Below are 20,255 nucleotides of genomic sequence, written 5' to 3' on the forward strand. Positions count from 1 at the left end.
GCTTCGCGGCGCACGCGGGCCATCGACGGCGGAAGGGCCGCCCCCAGGATAGCGCGCCGGCTGTCGTCGCGTCACCGGTGCAGCGACGCGCGCACCTCCTCGTCGTGCTCGCCCAGGGCCGGGCCGGTCCAGCGGATGCGGCCGGGCGTGGCCGAGAGCCGGGGCGCCACGTTCTGCATCGGGACCGCGCCCAGGTCGGCGTCCGGCACCCGCACGATGCTCTCCCGCGCCTCGAAGTGCGGGTCGGCGAGCATGTCGCGGGCGGTGAAGACGCGGCCGGCCGGCACCGCGTGCTCCTCCAGCCGGGCCAGCACCTCTCCGGCCGGGTACTGCCGCGTCCACCCCGCGATGAGGTCGTCGAGCTCCCGCTGGCGCGCCCCGCGGGCGGCGTGGGTGGCGTACTCCTCGCAGGTGGCGAGGTCCGGGCGGCCCATGGCGGCGGCGAGGCGGCGGAACACCGTGTCCTGGTTCGCGGCGACGAGCACGAAGTCGCCGTCGGCGGTCGGGTACACGTTGGACGGCGCGACGCCGGGCAGGACGGCGCCCGAGCGCTCGCGGGTCACGCCGGCGAGGGCGTAGTCGGGGACGAGGGCCTCGGTCATGGCGAGCACGGACTCGTAGATGGACACGTCGACGACCTGGCCGAGGCCGGTGCGCCCGCGGGCGAAGAGGGCGAGGACCGTGCCCCAGGCGGCGTGCATGCCGGCCAGCATGTCGCCGATGGACAGGCCGGTGCGGCTCGGCGGGCGGTCGGGGTCGCCGACGAGATGGCGCAGGCCGCCCATCGCCTCGCCGATGGAGCCGTAGCCGGCCCGGGCCGCGTAGGGGCCGGTCTGGCCGAAGCCGCTGACCCGCACCAGGACGAGCCGCGGGTTCACGGCCGAGAGCTCGTCCCAGCCCAGGCCCAGCCGCTCCAGCGTCCCCGGCCGGAAGTTCTCCACGAGGACGTCGGCCTGGGCGATGAGCTCCAGCGCGAACGCCTTGCCCTCGGCGGACTTGAGGTCGGCGGTCACGCTGCGCTTGCCGCGGGCGATGACGCTCCACGACAGCGACTTGCCGTCCTTGCTCAGGCCCCAGTGGCGCATCGGGTCGCCGTCGCGGGGCTGCTCGACCTTGATGACGTCGGCGCCGAAGTCCGCCAGCAGCTGACCGCAGAACGGGCCGGCGATGAGCTGGCCGAACTCGACGACGCGCACGCCGTCGAGGGCCGGCATCTGCTCCTGCATGGGCGGTCCTCTCAGTCGATCCGGCGCAGTTCGCGGCGGAAGCGGCGGGCGGTCTCGATGTACCGCTCGGCGTTGATCCGCAGGTGCTCGGCGTCGGGCGGGGTGTCGCGGATGCGCACCGGCACGCCGAGGGCCGTGGTGCGGGGCGGGACCGTGAACCGGGGCGGCACGAGCGCGGACGCGCCGACCAGGGCCCCGGCCCCGACGTGCGCACCCGGGAGCACGACGGCCTGCGAGCCGATCAGCGCGCCGTCCTCGACGACGCAGCCCTCCAGGTGGGCCAGGTGCCCGACGATGCACCGCGCGCCGATGCGGGTGGCGTGGCGGTCGTTGGCGTGCACGACGGATCCGTCCTGGATGTTCGTCCCGGCGCCGACGGTGATCTCGTTGCTGTCGCCGCGCAGCACCGCGCCGGGCCAGACGGAGGCGTCGGGGCCGAGCACGACCCGGCCGATGACGATGGCGTCGGGGTGGACGTAGGCGGACGGGTCGATGCTCGGGACCGAGTCTCCGAAGGCGTAGACGGGCACGGCTCACAACTCCAGCGACTTGCTGATGATGGACTTCAGGACCTCGCTGGTACCACCGTAGATGCGGGTGACCCGGGCGTCGGCGTACATGCGGGCGATCGGGTACTCGGTGACGTAGCCGTAGCCGCCGTGCAACTGCAGGCAGCGGTCGACCACGCGGCCCTGCAGCTCGGTGCAGAACAGCTTGGTCTTGGCCGCGTCCGCCGGGGCGAGCTCGCCGTCGAGGTGCGCCCGCACGGCCGCGTCGAGCAGCGCCTGCCCGGCGGCCAGCTCGGCGGCCATCGCGGCGAGCTCGAACTTGGTGTTCTGGAACTGGGCGAGGGGCCGGCCGAAGACGGTCCGGTCGCGCACGTAGCGGATGGTGTGCTCGTGGGCGCTGACGGCCTGGGCGACCGAGCCGACGGCGATCGCGAGCCGCTCCTGGGCGAGGTTGTGGGTGAGCGCGGCGAAGCCGGAGCCCTCGGCGCCGAGCCGGTTGGCCACCGGCACCCGGACGTCGTCGAAGGCCAGCTCGACGGTGTCCTGGGTGGAGAGGCCGATCTTGTGCAGCCGGCGGCCGACGGTGAAGCCGGGCGTGCCCTTCTCGACGACGAGCAGCGTCAGCCCGGCCCGGCGGTCGTCCGGGTCGCGGCCGGTGCGGACCACCACGACCACGAGGTCGGCCAGTTCGCCGCCGGTGATGAAGGTCTTGGCCCCGTTGACGACGTAGTGCTCGCCGTCGCGGACCGCGGTCGTGGCGATGCCGGCCAGGTCCGAGCCGACGCCGGGCTCGCTCATGGCGATCGCGGAGTACAGCTCGCCGGAGGCCAGGCCGGGGAACCAGCGGGCGCGCTGGTCCTCGTCGGCGAAGGCGAGGAAGTAGGGCAGGACGATGTCCAGGTGGGTGCGCAGCCCGCCCAGGGTCACGACGGCCCGGGCGGCCTCCTCCTGGATGACGACGTTGTACCGGTAGTCGTCGGCCCCGCCGCCGCCGAAGGACGAGGGCAGGGCGAAGCCCATGATGCCCACGGTGCCGAGGGTGCGGAACAGGTCGCGGGGCACGATCCCCGCCTCCCGCCACCGCTCGTGGTGCGGCACCACCTCCCGCTCGATCACCGTGCGGACCAGCTCCCGGAACTGCTCGTGCTCCGGGGCGAACAACGTGCGGCGCATGGCTCAGACGCTCTCTTCCTGCACCGGGCGCCGGGCCTGGTCGTGGTCCTCCCAGAAGATGACCTTCCGGTTGAGCAGCCCGAGGATCCCGTGCACCGCCAGCCCGATCGTCGCCATGACGATGAGCAGGGCGAACACCCCGTCGACGTGCAGCTGGGCGTTGCGCTGCAGCAGCATGTACCCGAGCCCTTGCGACGAGCTGATGAACTCCCCCGTGATCGCGCCCAGCAGGCTGAACACGGCCGCGACGCGCAGGGCGGCGAAGATGTACGGCAGCGCGACCTTGACCCGCAGCATCCAGAACGTCTGCCACTCGGAGGCCTGCAGCATGCGCATGAGGTCGCGCTGCTCCCGCGTGGAGGACTTGAGCCCGACGATGACGTTGACGAAGACGGGGAAGAACGCGAGCACGGTCGCCAGGGCGGTCTTGGGGGCCATGCCGAAGCCGAACCAGGTGATGAGCATCGGCGCGATGGCGATCTTGGGGAAGTTCTGGAAGGCGATGATGTACGGCGAGAAGCCCTTCTCCAGCACCGGGATCCGCACGAGCACGGCGGCGACGACGATCGCCAGCACCGAGCCGAGCACGAAGCCGATGCCGAACTCGGAGACGGTCACCAGCAGGTTCTGGTAGAGCTCGGCGCTGGTGAGCATGAGCCACAGCTCGTCGAGCACGTCCAGCGGGGGCGGCAGGATCAGCGGCTCGACGCCGAACACCTCCACGGCCACCACCCAGGCGCCGAGCGCCACGATCGCGATGAGCGGGCTGACGACCAGCGTCGGGTGGCGGCGCAGCAGCGACGGGCGCGGGCGCTTCGGTGCATTGTCCACTGTGGTGGGTGCGGGGGCGGTCATGGTCATCCCACGGCTCCTCGTGCGTGCAGGTACTCCCGGATGCGGTGGGTCAGCCGGGCCGCCTCGGGCGACTCCATGACGTCGAACGTGCGCGGCCGCGGCAGGTCCACCGGGATCCGGTCGAGGATCTGCCCGGGGCGGCCGGAGAGCACGACGACGACGTCGCTGAGGAAGACCGCCTCGCTGATCGAGTGGGTCACGAACAGCGTGGTGGCACCGGTCTCGGACCAGATCCGCAGCAGCTCGGCGTTCATGGTCTCGCGGGTGAGCGCGTCCAGGGCGCCGAACGGCTCGTCCATGAGCAGCAGGCTGGGCCGGCTCATGAGCGCGCGCACCAGCGCGGCCCGTTGCTGCATGCCGCCGGAGAGCTCGCGCGGGTACCGATGCTGGAACCCGTCGAGCCCGACGAGCCGCAGCAGGTCCTCGGCCCGCTGCTTCGCCGCGGCCGAGCGGTCGCGGGCGACGTCGGCCGGCAGCATGACGTTGCGCAGGATGGTCAGCCACGGCAGCAGGACCGGCTGCTGGAACACCATGCCGAAGTCGCGCCGGGGCCCGTCGACCGGGGCCCCGGCCACGAGCGTGGTGCCGCCGCTGCTGGTCTCCAGCCCGGCCACGATCCGCAGCAGGGTCGACTTGCCGCAGCCGCTCGGCCCGACCAGCGACACGAACGAGCCCTGCCGGACCTCCAGGTCGATGTCGGTCAGCGCGACCACGTCACCGGCGTTGGTGCGGAAGGTCTTCGACACCCCGCGGACCTCGACGCCGGGCGCCGCGCCGACGGCCGCGCCCGGTCCGCTTGTCTCAATGGTCACGCCGACCTCCATCAGCTGGGCGCCTTCACGGCCCGCACGGCCGTCTTGTCGAACTTGTTGATGTCGGGGATCAGCGAGCCGTCGTAGATCGCGCCGATCTCGACGGGCTTCTTGAGCTGCCCGTTGTCGGTGAGGTACTTGACGATGTACTGCAGCTGGTCCGGCTTGATCGAGCCGTACTCGCCGTTGGCCGCCGCCTTGACGTTCTCCAGGCGGGCCTTGACCTGGGCCAGGCCGGTCGCGACGGCCGCCGCCTCGTCCCCGCTCGGCTTGCTGTCGGGGAACTTCTTGTAGTGCAGCTTGACGGCTTCCTCGGGGTTGGCCTGCATCCACTCGGTCGCCTTGGCCACGCCCCGGGCCCACGCGGTCAGCGCGGCCTTCTTCGAGGACAGGCTCGACTTCGTGGTGGCCGCCACGACGCCGATGACGAGCTTGTCGGCGACGGCGGTGTCGAGCACCTTGAGGTCGGCGCCGGCCTGCCGGTAGGTCACGATCGACGTGTCGGTGTCGGCGACCGCGGCGACCTGGCCGCTCTTGACCGCGTTGGCGGCCTGGGCGCCGGTGCCGATCGCGACGAACTTGAGGCTGTTGGGGTCCACGCCGGCGTCGGCCGCGCCGGCCTTGGTGAAGGTGACCGCGCCGCTGGCCAGGGTCGGCACGCCGATGTTCTTGCCCTTGAGGTCGGCGAGGCTGTTGATCGCGCCGCCGGCGGGGGCCGCGATCGCGACGATGCCGCGCTGGCTCAGCGAGTAGGGGATCACGAACGGCTGGCCCTCGGAGATCGGCGGGATGACCGCCTCGCCGGAGACGACGGCCACGTCGATCTTGTCGCCGACCATCGCCTGCAGGGCCGTGGCGGTGCCCTCGATGCGGGTGATCTCGACCTTGAGATGGTCCTCGGCCCAGAAGCCGAGCACGTCGGGCAGGGAGGTGTACATCGCGGCGCCCGGCGAGAGCACGGCGCCGGCGAACCCGAGCCGGATCGTCATCTCGCCGCCGGGGCCGGGGTTGGCGGAGCTGTCGTCGTCGCCGCACGCGGCGAGGGGTAACAGCGCCAGCGCGGCCAGCGCCGCGAGCGCCGTGCGCCTTTTCATCGTCGAAACCACCGAATTCCTCCAAGGCCGGAAACAATTCCTGGGAATGCGGGTGCGGGCCGCAGGAAATAACGCTCGCAATCATCGTCACGGCCCCGGGCGCCGGTGGTCAACGTTCGATTCGGTCTACCGCATACCGAGTTCCACTGATTCCATAGCGCGGAAGTATCGGTCGCATTCAGGCGGCGGCGGTGCGGCTCGCCGCGGCCGCGCGGGCGTCGCGGATCCGGGCGTCGACCGCGGCTGCGGCGGCGACCAGCCCGAGGCCGCGGTCGCGCTGCTCCTGCAGCGCGGTGACCCAGCGGCGGGCGTCGGCGTGGATGACGTCGATGAGCGCGCAGACCCCGGGCGAGCGGTCCCCCGGGCGGCGCAGCAGCCGCAGCCGGCGCACCTGGGCGGGGGCGATCTCCTGCACGACCGCGCCGCGCGCCTGGGCCTCGATCGCCAGGCGGAGCGTGAGGAACGTCGAGCCGACCCCGGCCAGCACGAGCGGGATGGTGGAGGCGGTGCGGGCGACCTCGACGACGACGGTGGCGCCGGCGCCGCGGGCGGCCATCGCGCGCTCGACGTCGGTCCAGGCCTGGCCGCGCCGGTCGCCGGCGATCATCGGCACCCCGGCGAGCCGCTCGAGGGGCACCGGCCCGACCGAGCGGGGCGTGCCGGGCGGGGAGACGAGCACGACGTGCTGCTCGCTGACGAGCAGCTGCTCGAGCTCGTCGCAGACGATGGAGCCGGCGGTCAGCCCGAGGTCGCAGTCGCCGGAGCGGACGAGCTCGGCCACGCCGTCGTCGCTCTCGCTCTCCTCGACCCGCACGACGGTGTCGGGGTACTTGCGCCGGAAGCAGCCGAGCCAGGGCGCCAGCGGGTCGGCGACGAGCCCGGCCCCGGCCGCGACCGAGACCTGGCCCGAGTGCAGCTCACGCACGCGCAGCACGGCGGCCTGGGCGCGTTCCAGGGAGCGCACGACCTGGCGGGCCGGGGCGACCAGGGCCTGCCCGGCCGGGGAGAGCACCAGGCCGCGGCCGACCCGCAGGAACAGGTCGGTGCGCAGCTGCCGCTCGAGGCTGCGGATCGCCTGGGACAGCGAGGGCTGCGACAGGTGCAGGGCCCGGGCCGCGCGGGTGACGCCGCCGTGGTCGTGGACGGCCAGGAAGTACTCGAGCTGACGGACCTCGATGCTGCTCATCCCGCACCTCACGCATCATCGCCGGGTGTTGATGCGGGCGAGTGTTCCAGAATCGAGTCTGGTTTTCAACGGTTGTGTTACGGCGAGGTTTCGCAGCTCAGCCGCAGTGACGGCGATCGAGATTACGGAGAGCCAGAACCGGTTCTGCTACGCGACCGGGGGCGCGGGCAGGTCCAGCAGGCGGCAGGCGAGGGCGATCTCGAAGCGGGCCTCATCGGCCGAGAGCAGCCCGGCGAGCCAGTTGCGGGTGGCCGAGCCGAAGCACCCGGCGACGACCCGCAGGACCATCCAGGCCTCGTAGCCGGGGGCCCCGTCGTGGCCGTGGGCGATCACGGAGAGCAGCCGCAGGTGCATCCGCTGGACCTCGTCGTGGGTCTCGCGGTAGTCCGGATTGGTGCCGACCAGGACCCGGGCCAGGGCCGCGGTGACGTGCGGCCGGCGCTGCTGGGCGGCGAACTCGCGCAGCAGGTAGGCGCCGACCCGCTCGCCGGGGGTCGAGCCCGTGAGGTCGACGTCGCCCTGCTGGACCCGGGTGAGGGCCCGCTCGAAGCGCGCCCGGGCCATGGCCAGCAGGAGGTGGTCCTTGGACGGGAAGTACCGGTAGACGGTCGCGAGCGAGACCCGGGCCTCCTCGGCGACCCGCTTCATCTGCAGCTCGTCCTCCCCGCCCGAGGCCAGCAGCGCCGAGGCGCTCGCGAGCACGCGGTCGCGCCGGTCGTGCTGGGCGGGGGTGCGCGGCTGCGCCGGAGCCGCGACCGCGCGCACCGCGGGAGCCTTCACGTTCACATCGAACATGGTGTCATCTGCCCTCGAATCGGGCGGGCCGTCGTTCGGTGAAGGCCGCGATACCCTCCTGCGCGTCCACGGAGAGCCGGTTGATCGACTGGGCCATCGTCTCGGCGGCCAGGGACTCCTCGACGCCGCGGGCGTACGAGTCCCGCAGCAACTGCTTCGTGAGGCGCATCGCGATCGGCGGTCCCGCCGCGAGGCGCTCGGCCAGCGCCGCGACCCGTCCGGGCAGCGCGTCCGGCTCGGCGATCTCCTCCAGCAGCCCCAGCTCGCCGGCCCGCGCGGCGTCGAAGATCTCCGGCAGCAGGCACAGCCGGGTGGCCAGCCGCGGCCCGACCAGCCGGGGCAGCAGCCACGACGTGGCGAAGTCCGGCGACAGCCCGCGGGCCACGAACATCGTGCCGAACCGGGCCCGGGTGCTGGCCAGCACGAAGTCGCAGGCCAGGGCCAGCCCGAAGCCGGCTCCGGCGGCCAGCCCGTCGACCTGGGCGATCGTCGGCTGGGGCAGGGACACGAGGGCCTGGCTCGTGCGGGCGACCGCCTGGAGCTGGGCGTGCGGGTGCGGGGCCCGGTCGCCGCCCTCGAGGTCGCCGCCGCTGCAGAACGCGCCCCCGGTCCCGGTCACCACGACGACCCGGGCGTCCGAGGCGGCCGCGGCGCCGAAGGCCGCGCCGAGCTCGTCCCAGGCCGCGTAGGTCATCGCGTTGCGGCGGGCCGGCCGGTCGATGGTCACGGTGAGCACGTGCCCGTCGCGCTCCACCCGCACCGCGCTCGTCATGCCGTCACCGACAGGGTCGCGGCGAGCGCGGCGCGCAGGGTCTTGCCGGCGGCGTTCTTGGGCAGTTCGCCGACGACCACGACCCGGGCCGGCGTCTTGAACCCGGCCAGCCGCGACCGGCAGAACGCGCGCAGCCCGCCGGGGTCGGGGGCCGCCCCCGGCGCGGCGACGACGGCCGCCACGACGATCTGGCCCCACCGCTCGTCGGGCAGCCCGACCACTGCGGCCTCGGCGACGTCGGCGTGCTCGACCAGCACGTGCTCGATCTCGGCGGGGAAGATGTTCTCGCCGCCGCGCACGATCATGTCGTCCTTGCGCCCGGCCAGGTACAGGTAGCCCTCCGCGTCCCGCCAGGCCATGTCCCCGCTGCGGATCCAGCCGTCGACGACCTTGGTCACGGTGAGGTCGGGGCGGCCGACGTACCCGCTCATGACCGTGTCGCTGCGCGTGTGGATCTCGCCGACGCGGCCGACCCCGACCTCGGCCCCGTCCGCGTCGCACAGCCGCAGGTCGACGCCGAACATGGGCCGCCCGATCGAGCCGAGCAGGTGCGGGCGGCCCGCGAACGCGGCCCGGTGGTCGGCGGGGCGCAGGATGGTCTGGCCGCCGCCCTCGGTCCCGGCGCCGAAGGTGTTGAACAGGTCGCAGCCGAACGTCTCGTGCAGGCGGCGCACCAGGTCGGGCGGCATCGCGGAGCCGCCGTAGGCGATGCTGCGCAGCTGCGGCACGGGCCCGGCGCCGGGGTGGTCCAGCAGCGCGACGACCATGCTCGGCACCAGCAGGCAGCGCGTCACGGTGCCCTCGCGCAGGCAGCCCAGCACGGCGGCGGCGTCGAACTGCGGCAGCAGCATGAGGGCGGCGCCGCGGGAGATCGCGTAGTACAGCCACCCCATCCCGGCCACGTGGAACAGCGGGGTGCCGGCGTAGAGGCACTCCCCCGGCTGGAAGCCCTGCTCCAGCACGCCCTTGGAGGTGTTGGCCTTGACCATCCGCTGGGTCTGCGCGACCACGCGCGGGGTGCCGGTGGTGCCGCTGGTGAGCATCCACAGCAGCACGTCGTCGTCCGCGGTCGCGGCCGGGAGGGTGTCCGGCCCGTCCGGCGCGTGCTCGGCGGCGAACTGCTCGATCGAGGCGATGCCGGGCAGCGGCCGGTCGAGGGTCAGCACCAGCCGCAGGCCGGGCGCGGCGGCGCGCAGCTCGTCGAGCAGGTGGGCGTACCGCGCCTCGATGACCAGCACCGCGGGCTCGGCGACCGCCGTGAGCCCGGCCAGCTCGGCCCCGGCCAGCCGGAAGTTCAGCGGCACCCCGATCGTGCCCAGCTTGAGCGAGGCGAAGAGGGTCACCGCGTAGCCGACCCCGTCGGTGCCCAGCACCGCGACGCGCTCGCCCCGGGCGACCCCCGCCGCGGCCAGCGCGGCCGCCAGCCGGGACGCCCGCGACTCCAGCCCGGCGTAGGTCAGCGCCACCCCGCCGGGCGTGCGCAGCGCCGGCGAGCCCGGGTGGGCGTGCGCGCCGATGGTGGGCCAGTCGCCGGGCCCGACCGAGGACAACGATCTCACGGCCGCCTCCAAGACATTCAATTGCCGAAACCGACGTTAGCCCCCGGAATGGGCGTGTCAAGAAAGGAGCGATAGGCGTCCCCTATCAGTTCCGCGGGCACCCGTATTGGACATGGCCGGGGTTTACGGCAATGGTCGGTGAGTCGATTGATTGGCGGCAGGAGAAGCGAACGTGAATCTGGACAACGCCACCGTCGTGGTGACCGGCGGGGCCTCCGGTCTCGGCCTGGCCACCGCGCGCCGGCTCGTCGCCGGGGGCGCGACCGTGGTGCTGGTCGACCTCCCCACCGCGACGGAGACCGGCACCGCCGAGGCGAAGGCGCTCGGCCCGGCCGCGACGTTCGTCGCCGCGGACATCACCTCGGCCGAGGAGATGTCGGCGGCCGTGGACGTGGCCCGCTCGCGCGGGCCCGTGCGGGGGCTGGTGCACTGCGCCGGCCGCGGCAGCGACCGCCTGCGCATCCTGGACAAGCAGGGCGTCCCCGCGCCGATCGAGGGCTTCGCCGAGGTGGTGCGGGTCAACCTCGTCGGCACCTACAACGTGCTGCGCCTGGTCGCGGCCGCGATCGCCGAGACCGAGCCGGTCGACGGCGAGCGCGGCGCGTGCGTGCTCACCGCGTCGGTCGCCGCGTTCGAGGGGCAGATCGGGCAGGCGTCCTACACCGCGGCCAAGGCCGGGGTGCACGGCATCACCATCACCACCGCGCGCGATCTCGCCAGCCGGGGCATCCGGGTCAACACGATCGCCCCGGGGGTGTTCGACACCCCGATGCTCGGGCGGCTGCGCGACGACCTGCGGGCCGGGCTGGCCGCGAGCGTGCCGCACCCCAAGCGGCTGGGGCAGCCGGAGGAGTACGCCGCGCTCGCGGTGCACATGCTGACCAACGGCTACCTCAACGGGGAGACGATCCGGCTCGACGGCGCGATCCGGATGGCGCCGCGCTGATGGGCGACGTCCTCCTCGAGCGGCGGGGGCACGTCGCCGTCATCACGGTGAACCGCCCCCACCGGCGCAACGCGATCAACCGGGCCACGGCCGAGACGATCGCCGAGACGATCACGGCGCTGGATGCCGATGCGGCCGTACGCGTCGTGGTCCTCACCGGCGCGGGCGGCACGTTCTGCGCCGGCATGGACCTGCGCGACTTCCCGGAGCAGGGCCGCCCGAGCGTGCCCGGCCGCGGCTTCGCCGGGTTCGTGCAGGCCCCGCCGCGCACGCCGGTCGTCGCCGCCGTCGAGGGCTGGGCGCTCGGCGGCGGGTTCGAGATGGTGCTCGCCTGCGATCTCGTGGTGGCCGCCGAGGACGCCCGCTTCGGGCTGCCCGAGGTCACCCGCGGGCTCGCGGCCCGGGGCGGCGGCGCGTTCCGCCTCCCCCGCCGGCTCCCCTACGCCCTGGCCATGGAGCTGGTGCTCACCGGGCAGCCGATCGACGCCGCGCGCGCGGCCGGGCACGGGCTCGTCAACCGGGTCACCCCGTCCGGCGGCGCGCTCGCCGCCGCGGTCGAGCTGGCCCAGGCGGTCGCGGCCAACGCGCCGCTCGCCGTCGCCGCCAGCGTCCAGGTGGTGCGCCGCGGCCCCGACTGGCCCGACGACGAGGGGTTCACGCGCCAGGACGAGTGGTTCGACCCGGTCTTCGCCTCCGCCGACGCGGCCGAGGGCGCCCGCGCCTTCGCCGAGCGCCGCACGCCGGACTGGGCCGGGCGATGACCGCGACCTTCGACGAGCTGGCGGCCCGCATCCACGCGTTCGCCGCGGCCGAGGGCCTGGCCCGCCGCGACCCCGCCGCCCTGGTGGACGAGCCGGGCGGCGGCGACGGCGGGCTCCCGGCGTCGATGGCGTTCCAGCGGCGGCTGTTCGATGCCGGGCTGGCCTGGTTCGACGGGCCGGTCGAGCACGGCGGCCTCGGCCTCGACCCGGACACCGCCAACGCGCTGCGCGACGTGCTCCACGCCTACGCGCTGCCCGACCAGGCGTACTTCACCGTCAGCCGCCGCATCGTCGCCCCCACGATCCTCGCCCACGGCACGCCGGAGCAGCGGGCGCGCTGGGTCCGGGCGCTCTGGCGCGGCGAGAAGCTCGCCTGCCAGCTGTTCTCCGAGCCCGAGGCCGGCTCCGACCTCGCCTCGCTGCGCTGCACCGCGGTGCGCGACGGCGACGAGTGGGTGATCAACGGGCAGAAGGTCTGGTCGTCCTGGGCGCACCTGAGCGACGTCGGCGAGCTGCTGGCCCGCACCGGCCCGCCCGCCGAGCGCCACCGGTCGATCACGGCCTTCCTGGTGGAGATGGACCGGCCCGGCATCACCGTGCGCCCCATCCGCCAGATCAACGGCGAGAGCCACTTCAACGAGGTCTTCTTCGACGACGTGCGCATCCCCGACCGCGACCGCCTCGGCCCGCCCGACGCCGGCTGGGCGGTCGCGATGTCCACGCTGACCAGCGAGCGCACGGCGATGGGCAGCCGGGACAAGACCTACCTCAGCCGGCCGTACCGCCGCCTGCGCGCCCTCGCCGGGACCGCCCCGGACCTCGGGGACGCCGAGCGGGAGCTGCTCGCCGAGGCGTGGATCCGCGAACGGCTCGCCGGCGTGACCGCCGACCGGGTCGCGGCCGGCGCGCTGTCGCCGTCCGTCGGCAAGCTCGCCCTCGTCGACGACCTCGGCTTCTACGGCCGGGCCGCCGCGCGGCTGCTCGGCCCGGACCTCGTCGCCGGCGACGCCCCGGGCGCGACCGCCTGGGCCGGCTTCCTGCTCAGCTCGCCCGCGCAGCGCATCGCCGGCGGCACCGACCAGATCCAGCGGGGCATCGTCGCCGAGCGCGTGCTCGGCCTGCCCCGCGACCGGCGCGACTGATTTCGAAGGGACCGCAGCATCATGATGACCGGGGAGCAGTACCGGCAGAGCCTCCGCGACGGCCGCCGGGTCTACATCGCGGGCCGGCCGATCGAGGACGTCACCGAGGAGCCCCTGCTGCGGCAGAGCATCGCCATGACCGCGGCGAACTACGACGAGTTCCACCGGCCGGGCGAGGACGCGTTCGGCCCCCTGTTCTTCATCCCGCGCAGCGTCGAGGACCTGCGCTACCAGGAGGTCGAGCAGCTCAAGTGGGCCAACCCGACCCGCACGACGTCGGTGAGCCTGCTCATGCTCATGACCGCGGCCAGCCGCATCCGCTCGCAGCTGCCGCAGTACGCCGACCGGGTGATGGCGTACTTCGAGCACGCCAAGCGCGCCGACCTGCGCTGCGTGCAGACGATCACCGACGCCAAGGGCAACCGGGCCCTGTCGCCGATGAAGCAGGACGACCCGGACCTCTACGTCCGGGTGGTCAGCCGCGACTCCGGCGGCGTGGTCATCCGCGGCGCGAAGCTGCACATCACCGGCGCCCCGATCGACCACGACCTCATCGTGATGCCGACCAAGCGGATGAAGCCCGGCGAGGAGGACTGGTCGATCGCGTGCGCGGTCCCGGTCGGCGCACCCGGCGTGAAGATCATCGCGACGACCTACGCCCCGCGGCCCGACCTGCCCGCCGACTACTTCCCCTACAGCGGCCGGCGCAACATGGCCGAGGGGTTCGTCATCTTCGACGACGTGTACGTGCCCAACGAGCGCGTCTTCCTCGACGGCGAGGTCGAGCACTCCGCCACCTTCGCCCACTCCCTCGGCCTGTGGGAGCGCATCGGCAGCGTCGCGCACTACGTCGAGATGGCCGACACGCTCGTCGGGATGGCCCAGCTCGTGGCCGAGGCCAACGGGCTGCAGCGCATCCCGCACATCCGGCAGAAGATCGCCGAGCTGATCAACTACGCGACCATGGTCCGGGCCGGGCTGGAGGCGGCGGTCAACAACGCCCAGTTCACCCCCGAGGGCTGGGCGTCGCCGGACGAGCTCATGACGAACGCGGCCAAGTACTTCGCCGCCGCCAACTACGCCGAGATGGTGCGCAACCTGCACGACATCGCCGGCGGCAGCGTGCTCACCGCCCCGATGCTCGACGACCTGCGCAGCCCGGAGACCGGCGCGTTCGTGGCGAAGTACATGCGCACCATGGAGGGCGTCGGCGCCGAGCACCGGATGCGGCTGTTCCACGGCATCCGCGACTTCACCGCCGACACGTTCGGCGGCTGGCAGAGCGTGACGATCCTGCAGGGCGGCGGCGGCCTGCACGCGCAGCGGCTCATCGTCGAGAAGCACTACGACATGGCCCACGCCAAGGAGCTCGCCCGCCGGATCTGCGGGATCGAGGACCTCTCGTGAGCGAGACGGCGGCGGAGCTCGGCGCGGCGCTGCGGGACTTCCTCGCCGCGCACGCGAAGCCGGTCGAGGCCGAGCCGGTCTGGCCGCGGCTGCGCGACGAGCTGGGCCTGGCCGGGCTGCTCGTCCCCGAGTCGCACGGCGGCCTCGGCCTCGGCCCCGCCGAGCTGGTCGCGGTCGCGGCCGAGCTCGGCCGGGCCGTCGTCGGCGGCCCGTTCGTGCCCACCGCGGTCGCGGCCGCCACCGCGCTGTCCACGCTGGACCTCCCGCCCGCCACCGCGGCGACGCTGGCCCACCGGCCCTTCGCGGCCACGCGCGTGCGGGCGTCCACGGTGGACGGTGCCGTGACGCTCACCGGCACCGTCGGGCCGATCCTCGCCGCGCCGCCCGGCCCGCTCCTGGTGCCGGCCGACGCCGGCGGCACCCCGGTGCTGTGCCGGGTGGACGCCGGCGCGACGCTCACCGCGCTGCCCTCGCTGGACCTGAGCCGGCCCGGCTACCGGGCCGAGTTCCGCGACACCCCGGCGACCGTGCTCGCCGAGGGCGACCGGGCCGCCGAGGCCGTCCGCCGGGCCGAGCTCGCCACCTGGCTGGCACTCGGGTCCGAGTGCGTCGGCGTCGCCGGGCACGCGCTCGAGCTCACCGTCGAGCACGCCAGGACCCGCCACCAGTTCGGCCGGCCCATCGGCGCGTTCCAGGCGATGCAGCACAAGCTCGCCGACCTCACGGTGACGCTCGAGGTGGCCCGCTCGGCCGCCGAGTTCGCCGTGCGCCGGGGCGGCGACGCGGCCGGCGCGCACACGCTCGCCGTCAAGGCCGCCGAGGCCGCCGTGACCATCACGACCGAGGCCATCCAGCTGCACGGCGGGATCGGCTTCACCTGGGAGCACCCGGCCCATGTCCTGCTGCGCCGCGCGCACGCCGCCGCGGTGCTCGCCGGGACCCCGGACCAGCACCGCCGTGCACTGTTCGCACTGCTCGACGAGGAGTGACCATGCCCAGTTCCAAGGTGCGCTTCATCGCACCCGCCGCCGTCATGGGCGGCGGCTTCTCCACGAAGTCGTTCCGCGCCGCCCTGCGGACCGAGCCCGACTTCATCGCCTGCGACGCCGGCTCCACCGACTGGGGCCCCTACTACCTGGGTGCGGCGAAGTCCTGGGCCGGCTACCGGCAGACCCGCCGCGACCTCGAGCGCATGGTGCTCGGCGCGCTCGACATCGGGGTGCCGCTGCTGATCGGCTCGGCCGGGTTCACCGGCAGCGACGCCGGGCTGACCTGGTTCCGCGGCATCGTCGAGGACATCCTCGCCGCGGGCGGCCGCACCGCCCGCATCGCGACGATCCGCACCGAGCAGCCGAAGGACTGGGTGCTGGGCAAGGTCCGCAGTGGACAGACGTGGGGCCTCGACGGCCGGCCGGAGCTGACCGAGCAGGACGTCGGGCGCGCGGCCCGGATCGTGGCGATGATGGGCCCCGAGCCCTACGCCGAGGCCCTCGACGCCGGCGCGCAGATCGTGCTCGCCGGCCGCTCGTCGGACGCGGCCATCTACGCCGCGGTACCGCTGATGCGCGGCATCGCGCCGGGGCCGGCCTGGCACATGGGCAAGACCGTCGAGTGCGGGTACGCCATCGAGGAGCCGATCGGGGCCGGCGAGTGCATCGTCGGCGAGGTCGACGACGAGGGCTTCACCGTGCGCCCGGTCGGCGGCCGCTCCCGCTGCACGGTGCGGTCGGTCGCCGCGCAGATGCTGTACGAGAACGCCACGCCCTACCTGCTGCGCGAGCCGCCGGGCACCCTCGACACCTCCGCCGCGCGCTACATCCAGCTCGACGAGCACTCGGTGCGGGTGGAGGGCGCGACGTTCCGGCCCGAGCCCTACAGCGTGCGCCTGGAGGGCGTGGACCAGCTCGGCTACCGCAGCATGTGCCTCTTCGGCGTCCGGGACCCCGCCGTGGTGGGCAACGTCGCCGAGTACACCGCGGCCATCACCGACCTCGTGCACCGCACCGCGCAGGACCGCTACGGGCTCGACCGCGACGCGTACACCTTCGGCTTCCGCCGCTACGGCTACGACGCCGTGCTCGGTGACGCCGAGCCCAACGCCGCGAACGGGTACGAGGGCTGCTACGAGATCGGGCTCGTCGCCGAGGCCGTCGCGGCCGAGCAGGAGCTCGCGCACGAGATCGTCTCCGGCGCGATGCCGTTCTTCATGCACGGCGTGCGGGTGCCCGGCGTCGCCAACTCCGCCAACGGCGCCCTCGCCTACGCCCCCTCGGTCGTGGACGTCGGGCCGGTCTTCACCTGGAGCGTCTGGCACGCCGCGGCGCTCGATCACCCGATGGAACCCTTCACGCTCGAGGTCTCCGACTCGGCCGGCACCCGGGAGATGGTCACGTCATGAGTGACGACATTCGCAGCGACTGCAGCACGTTCCGGACCCGCAACGCGGGCGCCTTCCTGGTCTCGGCCGACATGGTGTTCCGCACCGAGGAGGCGTACCGGTCCTGGCGCGACTCCGGCGCCATCACGGCCGGGGCGGTCGCCGCCCTGCTGCGCGTGGACCCGGCCACCGTGCAGGTCATCGACTACCCGGCGGCGAACGCCATCAAGGTGACGATGCCGCGCCGGACGGTCGCCGGCGGCCCCGACGACACCGACCTGGACAGCGCGGCCCAGTTCGTGCCGCTGCTGTCGCTGCGCCGCCCGTGAGCCGCGGCCCGCTCGCCGGCGTCCGGGCCGTGCTGCTCGCGGGGGCGGGCCCGTCCCCGTTCGCCGGCATGCTGCTGCGGGATCTGGGTGCCGACGTCGTACGGGTGGATCGCCCGGGCGGCGGCGACGGGGTCTCCGGGCTGCCGGTCCGCCTCGACTCGCGGTACGCCGGCATCCGGACGGTCACGGCCGACCTCAAGTCCGCCGAGGGCCTCGCGACGGTCCGCGGGCTCGTCGCGGACGCGGACGTGTTCGTCGACCCCTACCGCCCCGGCGTCGTCGACCGCCTCGGGCTCGGCCCGGCCGCGCTGTGCGCCGAGCACCCGGCGCTCGTCTACGTCCACATGACCGGCTGGGGCCACGACGGCGGCTGGGCGCACCGGGCCGGGCACGACATCAACTACCTCGCCGTCGCCGGGGCACTGCACCCGACCGGCCCCGCCGACCGGCCGCCCCTGCCGCCGCTCAACCTGCTCGCGGACTTCGGCGGCGGCGGGACGTACCTGGTGATCGGGGTCCTCGCGGCGCTGCTGGAGCGGACCCGCACCGGCCGCGGCGCGGTGCTCGACGTGGCGATGCTCGACGCCGTCGTCTCGCTGACCACGCTGCTGCGCGACATGCGCGCGGCGGGGCTGTGGACGGACGAGCGGGAGTCGAACATCTTCGACGGCGGGGCCCCGTGCTACCGCACCTACCGGACCGCCGACGGCGGCTTCATGGCCGTCGGTGCCCTGGAGCCGGCGTTCTACGCGGCGCTGCTCGCGACCCTCGGCCTCGACCCCGCGGACTGGCCCCAGCACGACCGCGCGCGCTGGCCCGCCCAGCGGGAGGAGCTGGCCCGCATCTTCGCCGCGCGGACCCGCGCCGAGTGGGAGCGGGCGTTCGAGGACGTCGACGCCTGCGTGACCCCGGTGCTGACGCCCGGCGAGGCGCCCGCCCATCCCGCGCTCGCGTCGAGGATGATGGCCTCATGAACCCGCTCGTGCTCGAGGTCGCGGCGCTGCAGGCCGCCTACTGCCGCGGCGTCGACGATCGCGACCCCGGCCTGCTGCGCTCCATCGTCGCCGACGACGTGGAGTTCGTCGGCGCCGACGGGGTACCGCGCACGGGCGCCGAGGAGTTCGTGGCGGTGTTCACCCGCTACTGGGCGGCCAACCCCGGCCCGGTCATGCACTTGGTGTCCAATGTGGAGGTGCTCGGCGACGGCGACCCGTTCCCGGTGCAGGCGCTGTTCCACGCGATGTCGCGGCCCGCGCCGGACCGGATCGTGCAGACCTGGGGCCGCTACCACGACCTGCTGCGGCGGACGCCGGGCGGGCTCGTGTTCGCGGCCAAGCGGCTCTCAGTAGTGCACCGCGGCTGAGGTTCCGCCCGACACGGTCAGCACCTGGCCGGTCAGGCCCGATGCCGAGGCGGACGCCAGGAAGACCACGACCGCGGCGACCTCGGCCGGCTCGGCGAACCGGCGCAGCGACTGCCGCGCGGCGAGCTTGCGCAGGTGCTCGTCCGGGTCGGTGCCGTCCGGCGCGCCGGCCAGGAGCATCGCCCGCACGTCGGGGGTGAGCACGACTCCGGGCTGCACGACGTTCGCGGTGATCCCGTGCGGGCCCAGCTCCCGGGCCATCGAGTGGGTGAGGTGCACGAGGGCGGCGTTGCGCACGCCGGAGCTCACGTTGTGCCGGGCGATCCGGGCCGCCTCCCCGCCGATGTTCACCACGCGGCCGGAGCCGCTCGCGCGCAGGGCGGCGGTCGCGGCGCGCACCACGCGCAGGTATCCGACGACCTTCTCCTCGAAGTCGGCCCGCAGCAGCCTGTCCGTGGTCGTGAACAGCCCGTCGGCGACGCCGCCGGAGACGCGGGCGGCGTTGTTCACCACGACGTCGAGGCCGCCGAGGGCGTCGGCGGCCTCGCGCACGGCGCGCTCGCACGCGTCCGGGTCGGTGATGTCGGCCGCGTGCACCGAGCGCGCGGGCAGGCCCCGCGCGGCGGCGGGGTTGCGGCAGAGCACCGCGCAGTGCGCGCCGGCCGCCGCGGCCGCCTCGACGATCGCCCGCCCGATGCCTCGGGATCCGCCGGTCACCAGGACCCGGCGACCGTGCAGGTCCGTCATGGGAGCAGCTCGACGATGGTCGCGTTGGCCATGCCGCCGGCCTCGCACATGGACTGCAGGCCGTACCGAATCCGGTTGTCCCGCATGTGGTGCAGCAGCCGGGTCATGAGGATCGCGCCGGACGCGCCGAGCGGGTGCCCGACCGCGATGGCGCCGCCGAGGGGGTTGAGGCGCTCCGGCTTCGCCCCGGTCTCGGCCAGCCAGGCCAGCGGGACGGGCGCGAACGCCTCGTTGATCTCGAACGCGCCGATGTCGTCGATGCCGAGGCCGGCCCGGGCCAGCACCTTGTGCGTGGCCGGCCAGGGCGCGCTGAGCATCACGACGGGGTCGTCGCCGACGACGGTGCCGCTGTGGAAGCGCGCGAGCGGCCGCAGCCCGAGCGCGCGGGCCCGCTCGCTCGTGGTCACGAGCATGGCCGCGGCGCCGTCGGAGATCTGCGACGAGTTCCCGGCGTGGATGACCCCGTCCTCACGGAACGCCGGCTTGAGGTTCGCCAGTGTGTCCACTGTGGACGTGCGCCGGATGCCCTCGTCGGCGCTCAGGGACGCCAGCGCGACGAGCTGGCCCGCGAAGGCGCCGGCGTCGGTGGCCGCGGCCGCGAGGCTGTGCGAGCGGACCGAGAACTCGTCGCAGGCGGTGCGGGACAGGCCGTACCGCTCGGCGAGCATCTCGGCCCCCTCGCCCTGGCTGAACGCCTCGCGCGCGTAGCGGGCCCGGACCTTCGGCCCGTAGGGCATGCCGGTCGAGCGGGCCGAGCCGAGCGGCACCCGCGTCATCATCTCCACCCCGCCCGCGACGACCATGTCGGCCATCCCGGACAGGACGCTCGCGACCGCGAAGTGCAGCGCCTGCTGGCTGGAGCCGCACGCCCGGTCGATCGTCACGCCGGGCACCGCCTCGGGCCACCCGGCCGCGAGGGCCGCCATCCGGCCGACGTTGGTGGACTGGTCGCCGAGCTGGTTGACGCACCCGAACATCACGTCGTCGACGGCGGCCGGCTCGATCCCGGTCCGCGCGACGAGTGCGTTGAGCACCTCGGCGGCCAGGTCCACGGGGTGCCATTCGGCCAGGGCGCCGTTGCGCTTGCCGATCGGGGTACGCACGGCGTCGACGATCACCGCATCACGCGAGGACTCCATGGTCCCATCCCACCGGGCCGCCGCCGCGCGCACAAAGACGAACCGCGGATCGGTCGATAGGCA

General features: G+C 74.1%; 21 protein-coding genes. 9 read left to right on the forward strand and 12 right to left on the reverse strand.

Annotated features, from left to right (window positions below; all coding sequences use genetic code 11):
- Nucleotides 1–71: 71 nt before the first annotated feature.
- The 10 genes from ABT369_RS28990 to ABT369_RS29035 form a co-directional block, all read right to left on the reverse strand.
- Nucleotides 72–1,226 (reverse strand): CaiB/BaiF CoA transferase family protein, encoded by a 1,155-nt coding sequence (locus tag ABT369_RS28990; protein WP_350616628.1) that lies wholly within the window; start codon nt 1,224–1,226, stop codon nt 72–74.
- An 11-nt stretch (nt 1,227–1,237) separates the two neighbouring features.
- Entirely contained in the window at nt 1,238–1,756 is a 519-nt protein-coding gene (locus ABT369_RS28995; RefSeq protein WP_350616629.1) for a gamma carbonic anhydrase family protein, read from the reverse strand.
- Nucleotides 1,757–1,759: 3 nt separating this feature from the next.
- Entirely contained in the window at nt 1,760–2,908 is a 1,149-nt protein-coding gene (locus ABT369_RS29000) for an acyl-CoA dehydrogenase family protein (RefSeq protein WP_350616631.1), read from the reverse strand.
- A 3-nt stretch (nt 2,909–2,911) separates the two neighbouring features.
- A complete protein-coding gene (locus ABT369_RS29005; protein ID WP_350616633.1) occupies nt 2,912–3,769 on the reverse strand; it encodes an ABC transporter permease in 858 nt (285 codons plus the stop codon).
- Nucleotides 3,766–4,569, reverse strand: coding sequence for an ABC transporter ATP-binding protein (locus ABT369_RS29010; protein ID WP_502891838.1), 804 nt, complete (start codon nt 4,567–4,569; stop codon nt 3,766–3,768). Before ABT369_RS29010 ends, ABT369_RS29005 begins: the two co-directional genes overlap by 4 nt.
- Before the next feature lie 17 nt (nt 4,570–4,586).
- Entirely contained in the window at nt 4,587–5,669 is a 1,083-nt protein-coding gene (locus tag ABT369_RS29015) for an ABC transporter substrate-binding protein (RefSeq protein ID WP_350616637.1), read from the reverse strand.
- Nucleotides 5,670–5,847: 178 nt separating this feature from the next.
- Nucleotides 5,848–6,855 (reverse strand): LysR family transcriptional regulator, encoded by a 1,008-nt coding sequence (locus ABT369_RS29020; RefSeq protein ID WP_350616639.1) that lies wholly within the window; start codon nt 6,853–6,855, stop codon nt 5,848–5,850.
- 147 nt (nt 6,856–7,002) lie between these two features.
- On the reverse strand, nt 7,003–7,650 hold the full coding sequence (locus tag ABT369_RS29025; protein ID WP_350616641.1) for a TetR/AcrR family transcriptional regulator: 648 nt from the start codon (nt 7,648–7,650) through the stop codon (nt 7,003–7,005).
- 4 nt (nt 7,651–7,654) lie between these two features.
- On the reverse strand, nt 7,655–8,422 hold the full coding sequence (locus ABT369_RS29030) for an enoyl-CoA hydratase/isomerase family protein (RefSeq protein ID WP_350616643.1): 768 nt from the start codon (nt 8,420–8,422) through the stop codon (nt 7,655–7,657).
- Nucleotides 8,419–9,981, reverse strand: coding sequence for a class I adenylate-forming enzyme family protein (locus ABT369_RS29035; protein ID WP_350616645.1), 1,563 nt, complete (start codon nt 9,979–9,981; stop codon nt 8,419–8,421). Before ABT369_RS29035 ends, ABT369_RS29030 begins: the two co-directional genes overlap by 4 nt.
- Before the next feature lie 172 nt (nt 9,982–10,153).
- On the opposite strand from ABT369_RS29035, the gene ABT369_RS29040 reads away from it, so the two are divergent.
- Genes ABT369_RS29040 through ABT369_RS29080 form a run of 9 tightly spaced genes read left to right on the forward strand, consistent with a single transcriptional unit; the run spans nt 10,154 to nt 18,306 of the window.
- Nucleotides 10,154–10,927: an SDR family NAD(P)-dependent oxidoreductase gene (locus tag ABT369_RS29040; protein WP_350616647.1), complete on the forward strand. Its 774-nt coding sequence runs from the start codon at nt 10,154–10,156 to the stop codon at nt 10,925–10,927.
- Nucleotides 10,927–11,688, forward strand: a complete 762-nt coding sequence (locus ABT369_RS29045) for a crotonase/enoyl-CoA hydratase family protein (protein WP_350616649.1) — start codon at nt 10,927–10,929, stop codon at nt 11,686–11,688. The genes ABT369_RS29040 and ABT369_RS29045 overlap by 1 nt, the downstream gene beginning before the upstream one ends.
- Nucleotides 11,685–12,830 (forward strand): acyl-CoA dehydrogenase family protein, encoded by a 1,146-nt coding sequence (locus ABT369_RS29050; protein ID WP_350616651.1) that lies wholly within the window; start codon nt 11,685–11,687, stop codon nt 12,828–12,830. The genes ABT369_RS29045 and ABT369_RS29050 overlap by 4 nt, the downstream gene beginning before the upstream one ends.
- A gap of 21 nt (nt 12,831–12,851) precedes the next feature.
- Nucleotides 12,852–14,237 carry a 4-hydroxyphenylacetate 3-hydroxylase N-terminal domain-containing protein gene (locus tag ABT369_RS29055; protein ID WP_350616653.1) on the forward strand — a complete coding sequence of 462 codons (1,386 nt, stop codon included), beginning with the start codon at nt 12,852–12,854 and terminating at the stop codon, nt 14,235–14,237.
- Nucleotides 14,234–15,226 (forward strand): acyl-CoA dehydrogenase family protein, encoded by a 993-nt coding sequence (locus tag ABT369_RS29060; RefSeq protein ID WP_350616655.1) that lies wholly within the window; start codon nt 14,234–14,236, stop codon nt 15,224–15,226. Before ABT369_RS29055 ends, ABT369_RS29060 begins: the two co-directional genes overlap by 4 nt.
- Before the next feature lie 2 nt (nt 15,227–15,228).
- Nucleotides 15,229–16,635, forward strand: coding sequence for an acyclic terpene utilization AtuA family protein (locus tag ABT369_RS29065; protein WP_350616657.1), 1,407 nt, complete (start codon nt 15,229–15,231; stop codon nt 16,633–16,635).
- Nucleotides 16,632–16,943 (forward strand): DUF4387 family protein, encoded by a 312-nt coding sequence (locus tag ABT369_RS29070; RefSeq protein WP_350616659.1) that lies wholly within the window; start codon nt 16,632–16,634, stop codon nt 16,941–16,943. The genes ABT369_RS29065 and ABT369_RS29070 overlap by 4 nt, the downstream gene beginning before the upstream one ends.
- Nucleotides 16,940–17,917 carry a CaiB/BaiF CoA transferase family protein gene (locus ABT369_RS29075; protein ID WP_350616661.1) on the forward strand — a complete coding sequence of 326 codons (978 nt, stop codon included), beginning with the start codon at nt 16,940–16,942 and terminating at the stop codon, nt 17,915–17,917. The genes ABT369_RS29070 and ABT369_RS29075 overlap by 4 nt, the downstream gene beginning before the upstream one ends.
- Nucleotides 17,914–18,306, forward strand: coding sequence for a nuclear transport factor 2 family protein (locus ABT369_RS29080; RefSeq protein ID WP_350616663.1), 393 nt, complete (start codon nt 17,914–17,916; stop codon nt 18,304–18,306). The genes ABT369_RS29075 and ABT369_RS29080 overlap by 4 nt, the downstream gene beginning before the upstream one ends.
- Here ABT369_RS29080 and ABT369_RS29085 read toward each other — a convergent pair.
- Nucleotides 18,286–19,053, reverse strand: coding sequence for an SDR family NAD(P)-dependent oxidoreductase (locus ABT369_RS29085; RefSeq protein WP_350616665.1), 768 nt, complete (start codon nt 19,051–19,053; stop codon nt 18,286–18,288). The genes ABT369_RS29080 and ABT369_RS29085 overlap by 21 nt on opposite strands.
- On the reverse strand, nt 19,050–20,192 hold the full coding sequence (locus ABT369_RS29090; RefSeq protein WP_350616667.1) for a thiolase family protein: 1,143 nt from the start codon (nt 20,190–20,192) through the stop codon (nt 19,050–19,052). Before ABT369_RS29090 ends, ABT369_RS29085 begins: the two co-directional genes overlap by 4 nt.
- Between the last annotated feature and the right edge of the window lie 63 nt (nt 20,193–20,255).

Origin of the sequence: Dactylosporangium sp. NPDC000244, assembly GCF_040300725.1 — a bacterium.
Taxonomy (GTDB): domain Bacteria; phylum Actinomycetota; class Actinomycetes; order Mycobacteriales; family Micromonosporaceae; genus Dactylosporangium.